1 protein-coding gene is annotated in these 2,599 nt (G+C 63.4%); it reads left to right on the top strand.

Features of this window, described 5'->3' with window-relative positions; all coding sequences use genetic code 11:
- Positions 1-2,599 (top strand): efflux RND transporter permease subunit (locus ABSG20_RS34355; protein ID WP_423868877.1); only part of this gene is annotated, 2,599 nt, incomplete at both ends.

The raw sequence follows: 2,599 nt of genomic DNA, 5'->3' as shown, positions 1-2,599 counted from the left end.
TCGTTCGCGCTCGGCACCAATCCCGACATCAACACCGTCAACGTCAATAACCGCGTCCAGACCGCGTTGTCGCAATTGCCGCCCGAAGTGCAGCTGCAGGGCCTGACGGTGCAGAAGAAATCCTCGGCAGTGCTGCAGTTCATCGTGCTCTACAGCGAGAATGGCGAGCAGGATCCGCTGTTCATCACCAATTACGCCATCATCAACGTGCTCGACGCGATCTCGCGCACGCCCGGGGTCGGCCAGGCCAGCCTGTTCGCGAAGCTGAACTATTCGATGCGGATCTGGTTCGATTCGCAGCGGCTCACCAGCCTCAATCTGGCGCCCTCCGACGTCATCGCAGCCATCCGTGCGCAAAGCGTGCAGGCGCCGGTCGGCCGCATCGGCGCCCGGCCGATCAGCGACCAGCAGCAGTTCCAGTTCAACGTCCAGACCCAGGGCAGGCTGACCACCTCGACGCAGTTCGGCAACATCGTGCTGCGCGCCAACCCGGACGGCTCGGTGCTGCGGGTCAAAGACGTCGCCCGCGTCGAGATCGGCGCGCAGAATCTCGACAGCGAGTCGCGGATCGACGGTCGCGCCGGGGTCCCGATCGGCATCTATCTGGCGCCCGGCGCCAATGCCGTGACAACGGCGAAGGCGGTGCAGGCCACGCTGGCGAAACTGTCGGAGCGGTTTCCAGCGGGGCTGACCTATCTGGTGCATTACGATTCCACGACCTTCGTCAGCGACACCATCACCGAGGTATTGAAGACACTCGGGGAAGCCTTCATCCTGGTCGTGATCGTGGTGTTTCTGTTCCTGGGCAATCTGCGCGCCACCATGATTCCGGCGGTCGCGGTTCCGGTCAGCCTGATCGGCACCTTCGCGGTGCTGTTGGTGCTCGGTTATTCCGCCAACACAGTGTCGCTGCTGGCGATGGTGCTCGCGATCGGCATCGTGGTCGATGACGCCATCGTGGTGGTCGAGAACGTCGAGCGGGTGATGGAGGAAGAACCCGACGCGACGCCCGCCGAAGCGACCAAGAAGGCCATGACGCAGATCACCGCGCCCATTGTCGCAATTACCCTGGTACTGCTGTCGGTGTTCGTACCGATCGCGTTCATTCCCGGAATTTCCGGAACGCTGTTTCGCCAATTCGCGGTGACGATCAGCGCGGCCATGGTCATTTCGGCGATCAACGCGCTGACGTTGTCGCCCGCGCTCTGCGCGGTATTCCTGCGTCACACCGGGCCGCGAAGCGGCATCTTGGGGGGCATACTCGGTGGCATCGACCGGGTTCGCGACCGCTACGCAGGCGGCGTGCGGTGGCTGTTGCGGAGAGCGGCACTGTCGTTGGTTTTGGTTCTGGTGTTTGCCGGCGGCATATTCGGCGTGTCGCTTTTGACCCCGACGGGCTTTCTGCCCGAAGAAGACCAGGGCGCCTTCTTCATCGCGGTGCAGCTGCCCGACGGCGCGTCGGTGGCGCGTACCAGCGAGGTGACCAAGCAGGTTGAAGCCCTGTTGAAGCAGATACCGGCGATCGACCACACGCTCTCGATCATCGGCTTTTCGCTGCTCGATGGCGGCGATGAGCCGAACGCCGCGTTCATGGTGGCGCGCATGAAGCCGTTCGCGGACCGCAAGGCGACTGCGGATTCGGTGCAGGCGGTAATCCGGCGCGTCTTCGGCGCCGGCTCGCAGATCCGGCAAGCCAGTATTCTGCCGTTCAACCTGCCGCCGATCATCGGGCTCTCGACCAGCAGCGGTTTCGAATATCAGCTCGAAGCCCTGGAGGGACAGGACCCGGCCGCCTTGGGCAGCGTGATGGGCGGGCTGATCAGCGCGGCCAACCGCGACCCGAAACTGGCGCGCGTATTCTCGACCTTCACCGCGACCAACCCGTCGATCTATCTCGATATCGACCGCGCCAAGGCGCAGGCGCTTGGCCTGAACATGAGCGATGTGTTTACCGCGCTGCAGGCAACGCTGGGCGGCATCTACGTCAACAACTTCAACCTGTTTGGCCGCACCTGGCAGGTCAACGTGCAGGGCGAGGCGTCCGACCGCGGCGACATCCCGGACATCTGGCAGATCTATGTGCGCAACTCTACCGGCCAGATGGTGCCGATCCGCTCCATCGCCAGCCTCAAGATCGTGACCGGACCCCAGGTCATCACCCGCTACAACAATTACCGCTCGGTCACCATCAATGGCGGCCCGGCGGCGGGCATCTCGACGGGAACGGCGATCGCGACCATGGCGGGAATCTCGAAGTCGACGCTGCCTTCGGGCTACGGCTTTGAGTGGACCGGAACGGCCTTCCAGGAGCAGAAGGCGGCCGGCCAGACCGGTATTGTTCTCGCGCTCGCGGTGCTGTTCGCCTATCTGTTTCTGGTAGCCTTATATGAAAGCTGGACCATCCCGATTCCCGTGCTGCTGTCGGTCGTGGCCGGCCTGTTCGGATCTTTCGTCGGAATCAAGCTGGCCGGGCTGACCCTCGATCTTTATGGCCAGATCGGCCTTGTGGTGTTGATCGCGCTGGCCGCCAAGAACGGCATCCTGATTGTGGCATTTGCCAAGGAGCAGCGCGAGGCCGGGCTGGCGATAGAGGAAGCGG

Source organism: Bradyrhizobium sp. (assembly GCF_049512235.1).
In the GTDB taxonomy this organism is placed as follows: domain Bacteria; phylum Pseudomonadota; class Alphaproteobacteria; order Rhizobiales; family Xanthobacteraceae; genus Bradyrhizobium.
Note: the sequence above shows the minus strand (reverse complement) of the source record. Positions and strands in the feature narration are given on the sequence as shown.